This is a genomic window from Sinomonas sp. G460-2 (assembly GCF_047759905.1).
GTDB lineage: Bacteria > Actinomycetota > Actinomycetes > Actinomycetales > Micrococcaceae > Sinomonas.
This window is the reverse complement of sequence record NZ_JBKZWT010000220.1, coordinates 1-6,271: the sequence shown is the minus strand read 5'-3', so window position 1 is coordinate 6,271 and position 6,271 is coordinate 1. Positions and strand designations below refer to the sequence as shown.

The 6,271-nt window shown below is 68.8% G+C and carries 10 protein-coding genes; 1 reads left to right on the top strand and 9 read right to left on the bottom strand.

The genetic code is table 11. The annotated features are described in order from the left end of the window. On the top strand, positions 1-376 hold a 376-nt coding region (locus ACLN58_RS16390; RefSeq protein WP_415856318.1), incomplete at its 5' end, for a sensor histidine kinase. 9 nt (positions 377-385) lie between these two features. On the opposite strand, the gene truA is transcribed toward ACLN58_RS16390, so the two are convergent. The 9 genes from truA to ACLN58_RS16345 all read right to left on the bottom strand — a co-directional run. Beyond that, complete coding sequence (truA, locus tag ACLN58_RS16385) at positions 386-1,309, bottom strand: tRNA pseudouridine(38-40) synthase TruA (protein WP_415856317.1); 924 nt, start codon at positions 1,307-1,309, stop codon at positions 386-388. Between the two features lie 33 nt (positions 1,310-1,342). Continuing rightward, positions 1,343-1,951 carry a 50S ribosomal protein L17 gene (rplQ, locus tag ACLN58_RS16380; protein ID WP_415856316.1) on the bottom strand — a complete coding sequence of 203 codons (609 nt, stop codon included), beginning with the start codon at positions 1,949-1,951 and terminating at the stop codon, positions 1,343-1,345. A gap of 63 nt (positions 1,952-2,014) precedes the next feature. Then, a complete protein-coding gene (locus tag ACLN58_RS16375; RefSeq protein WP_307965149.1) occupies positions 2,015-3,025 on the bottom strand; it encodes a DNA-directed RNA polymerase subunit alpha in 1,011 nt (336 codons plus the stop codon). A gap of 126 nt (positions 3,026-3,151) precedes the next feature. Continuing rightward, positions 3,152-3,556 carry a 30S ribosomal protein S11 gene (gene rpsK, locus ACLN58_RS16370; RefSeq protein ID WP_043120112.1) on the bottom strand — a complete coding sequence of 135 codons (405 nt, stop codon included), beginning with the start codon at positions 3,554-3,556 and terminating at the stop codon, positions 3,152-3,154. Between the two features lie 34 nt (positions 3,557-3,590). Then, a complete protein-coding gene (gene rpsM / locus ACLN58_RS16365) occupies positions 3,591-3,968 on the bottom strand; it encodes a 30S ribosomal protein S13 (RefSeq protein WP_415856315.1) in 378 nt (125 codons plus the stop codon). 183 nt (positions 3,969-4,151) lie between these two features. Continuing rightward, positions 4,152-4,265, bottom strand: a complete 114-nt coding sequence (rpmJ, locus tag ACLN58_RS16360) for a 50S ribosomal protein L36 (protein ID WP_011775570.1) — start codon at positions 4,263-4,265, stop codon at positions 4,152-4,154. Between the two features lie 64 nt (positions 4,266-4,329). Continuing rightward, positions 4,330-4,551, bottom strand: coding sequence for a translation initiation factor IF-1 (gene infA / locus ACLN58_RS16355; RefSeq protein WP_011775571.1), 222 nt, complete (start codon positions 4,549-4,551; stop codon positions 4,330-4,332). Between the two features lie 271 nt (positions 4,552-4,822). Then, the gene (locus tag ACLN58_RS16350) at positions 4,823-5,677 is read right to left on the bottom strand and encodes a type IV toxin-antitoxin system AbiEi family antitoxin domain-containing protein (protein WP_415856314.1); all 855 of its coding nucleotides are present in this window, start codon (positions 5,675-5,677) and stop codon (positions 4,823-4,825) included. Positions 5,678-5,847: 170 nt separating this feature from the next. After that, positions 5,848-6,271, bottom strand: a 424-nt coding sequence (locus tag ACLN58_RS16345; RefSeq protein WP_415856313.1) for a P1 family peptidase, incomplete at its 5' end; no start/stop codon positions are given.

Genomic DNA, 6,271 nt, shown 5'->3' with positions numbered 1-6,271 from the left:
CGAGGAGCCGTTGTGGGTCCGGGCCGACCCGCTCCGAGTCGGCCAGGCCGTGGACAATCTGCTCTCGAACGCGATCAAGTACTCGCCCGACGGCGGAACCGTGCGGCTCCGCGCCGCCCAGCGGGACGGCTGGGTCACGGTCGAGGTGAGCGACCGGGGCATGGGCATCGCCCCGGGAGAGCAGGAGCGCGTCTTCGAGCGCTTCTTCCGCACGGCGGAGGCCAGACGCTCCGAGATCCCGGGGGTGGGGCTAGGCCTCGCGCTCACGCAATGGATCGCGGAGCGGCACGGCGGCCGGCTCGAGGTCGAAAGCGAGCCGGGCCGCGGGAGCGTGTTCACACTGCTCCTGCCCGTGCGCGGCCCCGAGTTCGCCTAGGGCAGGGCGTCAGGCAGGGTCCCTCAGCGCGCGCGTCTGCTCGGCGCGCGCGGCCAGCTCCTCCGCCGTCTCGGGGTAGCCGACCTCCTCGAGGACGAGGGGGTGCGCTGGCGCGAGCCGCGTCTTCGCGTCCCGGACGCGCGCGAGCAGGCGCTCGTGGAGCCACTCGGGCCGCTCGAGTCCCTCCCCCACCCGCAAGGACGCCCCCACGAGGGTCCGCACCATGTTGTGGCAGAACGCGTCGGCGCGCACATGGGCGAGGACCACGCCGTCATGCGTCCGCTCGAAGGAGAAGTCCTGGAGCTCGCGCACGGTCGTCGAGCCCTCGCGCGGCTTGCAGAACGAGAGGAAGTCCTGGAGGCCGAGCAGCTGCGCGGCGGCGCCGTTCATGCGGCCCACGTCGAGCGCCGACTTGTGCCACAGCGTGACGCCCCGCAGCGTGGGGTCCCAGTGCTCGGGCCGGTCCGCGATGCGATAGGAGTAGCGCCGCCACAGCGCGGAGAACCGCGCGTCGAAGCCCTCGGGAGCCACAGCGGCGCGGCGCACCTCGAGCGCCCCCGTCTCCTCGGCGAGGACACGGCTCAGGGCCCCGCGGAGTCGCCGCGCGAGCACGTCCTCCGGTGCGGCGTCCGAGCGGCGCGGGAGCGACTCCCACTCCGCTTCCGTGAGGTCCACGTGGACCACCTGCCCCCGCGCGTGGACACCCGCGTCGGTGCGCCCGGCTACCACGACCCGCGCGGGACGCCGCAGGATGAGCCCGAGCGCCTCCTCGAGCGAGCCTTGGACGGTCCGCAGGCCCGGCTGGACGGCCCACCCGCTGAAGGGCCCGCCGTCGTACGCGACGTCGAGCCGCACCCGCACGCGGGGGGGGCCCCCGGACGAGGGAAGGCCCCCGTTCCCAGGGTTGGGAACGGGGGCCTTCTCTGCTGTCATGCGCCCCAGTTTAGTGGCGCCCGACGGCAGGGCTTACTTGGCGTCGTCGTCGCCCTTGGCCTCGGTTTCGGCCTCGGCAGCCGGCGCCGCGGTCTCCTCAGCGGGAGCCTCGGCCTCGGCGGCCGCGGTCTCCTCGACCTCAGCCTCGACCGGAGCCTCGGCAGCCGCGGTCTCCTCGACCTCAGCCTCGACGACCGGCTCGGCCTTCGGGGCAGCGGCGCGCTCGGCGGCCTTCTCGGCCTCCTTCACGACGGCCTGCTTCGGGGAAACCGGCTCGAGCACGAGCTCGATGACGGCCATGGGGGCGTTGTCACCCTTGCGGTTGCCGATCTTGGTGATGCGCGTGTAGCCACCCTCGCGGTTGGCCAGCTGGGGCGCGATCTCCGTGAAGAGCTCGTGGATGATGCCCTTGTTCGTGGCCGTGCGGGCCGAGATGGCGGCCTGGACACGGCGGCGCGAGGCGAGGTCGCCGCGCTTCGCGAACGTGATGAGGCGCTCGGCGACCGGGCGGAGGCGCTTGGCCTTCGTCACGGTCGTCGTGATCCGCTTGTGCTCGAAAAGCGCAGCGGCCAGGTTGTTGAGCATGAGGCGCTCGTGCGCGGCGCCACCGCCCAGACGCGGACCCTTGGCGGGTGCAGGCATAGTAGTTTCTCCTCGGGTGTGCCGCGTCCGGGCGATGCCCGGCCGCGGTCAATTCATGGTGGCTTAGAGGTCGTCGTCGCCGAACGGGGCCTCGTCCTCGTCGATCGCGGCTGCGCGAGCGGCGAGGTCGAAACCAGGAGGCGAGTCCTTGAGCGAGAGGCCGAGCTCGGTGAGCTTGGCCTTGACCTCGTCGATGGACTTGGCACCGAAGTTCCGGATGTCCATCAGGTCGGCCTCGGAGCGCGCCACGAGCTCACCCACGGTGTGGATGCCCTCGCGCTTGAGGCAGTTGTACGAGCGCACGGTGAGGTCCAGATCCTCGATCGGCAGCGCCATGTCCGCGGCGAGCGCCGCGTCGGTCGGCGACGGGCCGATCTCGATGCCCTCGGCCGCCGTGTTGAGCTCACGGGCCAGGCCGAAGAGCTCCACGAGCGTGGTACCCGCGGAAGCGACGGCGTCGCGCGGCTTGATGGCCGGCTTCGTCTCGACATCCACGATCAGGCGATCGAAGTCGGTGCGCTGCTCAACGCGGGTCGCCTCGACGCGGAAGGTGACCTTCAGCACGGGCGAGTAGATCGAGTCGACCGGAATGCGGCCGATCTCGGCGTCCGCGGACTTGTTCTGCGCCGCGGAAACGTAGCCGCGGCCGCGCTCGATCGTGAGCTCGAGCTCGAACTTGCCCTTGGAGTTGAGCGTCGCGATGTGGAGATCCGGGTTGTGGATCTCCACGCCGGCCGGCGGAGCGATGTCCGCAGCCGTGACGACGCCCGGGCCCTGCTTGCGCAGGTAGGCGACGACCGGCTCGTCCTGGTCCGAGGAGATGGACAGGCTCTTGAGGTTCAGGATGATCTCGGTGACATCTTCCTTGACCCCGGGAACCGTGGTGAATTCGTGCAGCACACCGTCAATCCGGACGCTCGTGACCGAGGCACCCGGAATAGAGGAGAGCAGAGTACGACGCAGCGAGTTGCCGAGCGTGTAGCCGAAGCCGGGCTCGAGCGGCTCGATCACGAATCGGCTGCGGTTGTCGGACACCACTTCTTCAGACAGTGTGGGGCGCTGTGCAATAAGCACGGAGTTTCCTTTCAGCGAGCATCCGCTATATGACGCAACACAGATGGATGGAAAACGGTCTGACTAAGTAACGGACCGGTGGCCAGCCGCGGTTCCCCGCGGCCGGCCAGGCCCATCGACAACCAGTTAGACGCGACGACGCTTCGGCGGGCGGCAACCGTTGTGGGCGCTCGGGGTGACGTCCTGGATGGAGCCAACCTCGAGGCCGGCGGCCTGAAGCGCGCGGATCGCGGTCTCGCGGCCCGAGCCCGGGCCCTTCACGAACACGTCGACCTTGCGAAGGCCGTGCTCCTGCGCACGCTTCGCTGCAGACTCGGCAGCCTGCTGGGCGGCGTACGGCGTGGACTTGCGCGAGCCCTTGAAGCCGACCTCGCCGGCCGAGGCCCACGAGATCACGGCGCCCGAGGGATCGGTGATCGAGACGATCGTGTTGTTGAACGTGCTCTTGATGTGCGCCTGGCCCAGCGCGATGTTCTTCTTATCCTTGCGACGCGGCTTGCGGACCGAGGTCGCACGGGTCTTCGGGGGCATGAGGTCTCCTACTTCTTGGTGACGCTAGCCGCTATCAGCGGCCGGCCTTCTTCTTGCCGGCGACGGTCCGCTTCGGACCCTTGCGGGTACGAGCGTTGGTCTTGGTGCGCTGACCGCGCACCGGAAGGCCCTTGCGGTGACGCAGGCCCTCGTAGCTACCGATCTCGATCTTGCGTCGGATATCGGCGGCCACCTCGCGGCGAAGGTCACCCTCAACCTTGTAGTTGCCCTCGATGTAGTCACGCAGCTGGACCAGCTCGGCGTCCGTGAGATCCTTCACGCGAACGTCCGGGCTGATGCCCGTGGCAGCGAGCGTCTCCTTCGCACGGGTGCGACCCACGCCGTAGATGTAAGTAAGCGCGATTTCCAACCGCTTTTCGCGGGGAATGTCAACGCCAGCGAGACGAGCCATAGTGGCGGTTCTCCTTGTGTTGTCCGGAGGTCGTAGGCAGTACACCCGCACTTTTCCGTGCGGCCCCAGCCTCCGGGCCGGGGGTTAGCTGTCCGGGCTCCAATTCGTCCCAGCGCAGCTTGTGCTGCCGTCTATCTAGTTATTGCGTGGGCGCAGCCCGGACTGTTTTCCCGCGAGGGGAAATCAGCCCTGGCGCTGCTTGTGGCGCGGGTTCTCGCAGATCACCATGACCCGCCCGTTACGGCGGATCACCTTGCACTTGTCGCAGATCTGCTTGACGCTCGGCTTGACCTTCATGGCTTTCCTTTGCGTGTTCTGCAGGTGGTCAGCAAAGACGGCCGGGTGCCCCCGGCCGTGCTGCTTACTTGTAGCGGTAGACGATCCGGCCGCGGGTCAGGTCGTAAGGGCTGAGCTCCACCACCACGCGGTCCTCCGGGAGGATTCGGATGTAGTGCTGACGCATCTTCCCGGAGATGTGAGCGAGTACGACGTGCTTGTTCGTCAACTCAACGCGAAACATCGCGTTGGGCAGCGCTTCGGTCACGACGCCCTCGATCTCGATGACACCGTCCTTCTTGGCCATAGCCTCCGCTAACTGTTGTGCCGCCGGGCACACGGGCACCCGGTGGACGTCTATGGTTGATTCAACCGCCGGTCGCCACCCCGAAAAGGGCACGGCAGGGCCGACAGCCAACAAACAACTGTACGCCACCTCCGGCGGGAAGTTAAATCCGCCCATGGTACACGCCGTTCTCCCGCGCGGGACTTTCACCTTCTTTCGCGGCCTCGCCCGGCGCGTGCGCCCGCCCCGCCGGCGGGTCGCGCCGTCGTCCGCGCTGAAAGTGGTGAAAGTCCTACAGGTCTTCGCTGTTGGGAAGTCCACCCAATGCGAGGCGAGCTTCAACCACGGCGGCCACCTGACTCACCATCGACTCGGGCCGTCGCACGATCTCGGCGTAGCCGAAGCGCGCCACGGCGAAGCCGAGCGACTGGGCAGTGTTGTCCCGGCGGTAGTCCTTGAGCCGACGCCTCGGTGCCTCGTGCTCTTTGCCGTCTGTCTCGACGTCGACGCACCCTTCGACGAGGAGGTCCATCGACCCGACGCCGCGAATGTCGACCTGCGGTTCGACGTGGAAGCCGGCCCGGCGCAGATGTGTGCGCGCGAGGGTCTCGAGGAGAGACTCCGAGCCGACGTCCACGAGGTCGAGGATCCGCCGCGCCCCCGCGTTCCGCCGTCCGGGCAGCCGGTCGCGCAGGAAGTCCAGAGAGATTCCCTGCCGAGACGCCGATTCAACCAGGACCAGGGCCTCAAGCTCTGGCAGGCAGCCTAAGGCATGAAGCACAACGTCCGCCTTGGAAGCGATCCACCCATCCTGCTGGCCTGACACCCAGCTCCTCCGGTGAACCACAGCACGTTCAGACGAGAACATGCCATCGGGCCTCAGCACGTGCACCTTGTCCGGCTTCCGCAGCGTCCAGAGGCCGTAGTGCTCTGCAGCCGAGAGACACGTCAGCCGAGAATTCGTGGCCGCGCAGCGGACCAGCACCGGATCTGCTCCGGGGAGGGCGTAGATGCCGGGGCGCGGTCGATTGAGCATCCCGGCGTTGACTGCCCTCGCCAGGTCCCGCTCGCGGACGCCCGCTGCGAGGAGTTCACGCGTGCGCGCGACGCCGCCTCGCCGATGGAGGAACTGCAACAGGGCATCCATCCCGCCATCGTGCCGCGGGACGGCTGCGCTCCGGCGGCTCGGCCTGCTCTATGTGGATAACCTCGCCCCCGGGAGTCTCACCAGTTTTCAAGCGGACGACGGCGCGAATCACCGACGCGACGCGGGGACACCTCGTGGCGGCTCACCAGAAAGTGGTGAAAGTCCGGCGGCTACTGGGCCTCGGCCGGGGCGGGGTAGGGTTCCCAGGTCCCCGCGGGGGTCGTGACGGCGGTCGCGGACCGCACGGCGTCGAGGATCGCGAGACGGACGGCCTCCGCGGCGGCGGTCTGCACGGTCACGAGCCCCACGGTGCGCGCGAAGTCCGGGCTCCGCTCCAGCTCGACCGCCCGCGTCGAGAGCGCGAAGACCGTGTCGCCGTCCACGAGCGTGTGGCTCGGGTTGAGCGCCCGCGCGAGCCCTGCATGGGCGGCGGTCGCCGTCCGCTTGCACTCCGCCGGCGTGAGGGCGGCATTCGTGGCGACCACGGCGAGCGTCGTGTTGCCTCCGGAAGGAGCGCCGCCAAAGAGCCTCTCACCGCTCGCGGCGGGCATTCCGGGGAACACCGGCGCACCTGCCGCATTGACGACGGCGAGC

Coding starts and splice junctions, on each gene's coding strand:
- rpsM (WP_415856315.1), bottom strand. CDS start 3,968: ATGGCTCGTCTCGCTGGCGTTGACATTCCCCGCGAAAAGCGGTTGGAA.
- rplQ (WP_415856316.1), bottom strand. CDS start 1,951: ATGCCTGCACCCGCCAAGGGTCCGCGTCTGGGCGGTGGCGCCGCGCAC.
- rpmJ (WP_011775570.1), bottom strand. CDS start 4,265: ATGAAGGTCAAGCCGAGCGTCAAGCAGATCTGCGACAAGTGCAAGGTG.
- infA (WP_011775571.1), bottom strand. CDS start 4,551: ATGGCCAAGAAGGACGGTGTCATCGAGATCGAGGGCGTCGTGACCGAA.
- rpsK (WP_043120112.1), bottom strand. CDS start 3,556: ATGCCCCCGAAGACCCGTGCGACCTCGGTCCGCAAGCCGCGTCGCAAG.
- truA (WP_415856317.1), bottom strand. CDS start 1,309: ATGACAGCAGAGAAGGCCCCCGTTCCCAACCCTGGGAACGGGGGCCTT.
- ACLN58_RS16350 (WP_415856314.1), bottom strand. CDS start 5,677: ATGGATGCCCTGTTGCAGTTCCTCCATCGGCGAGGCGGCGTCGCGCGC.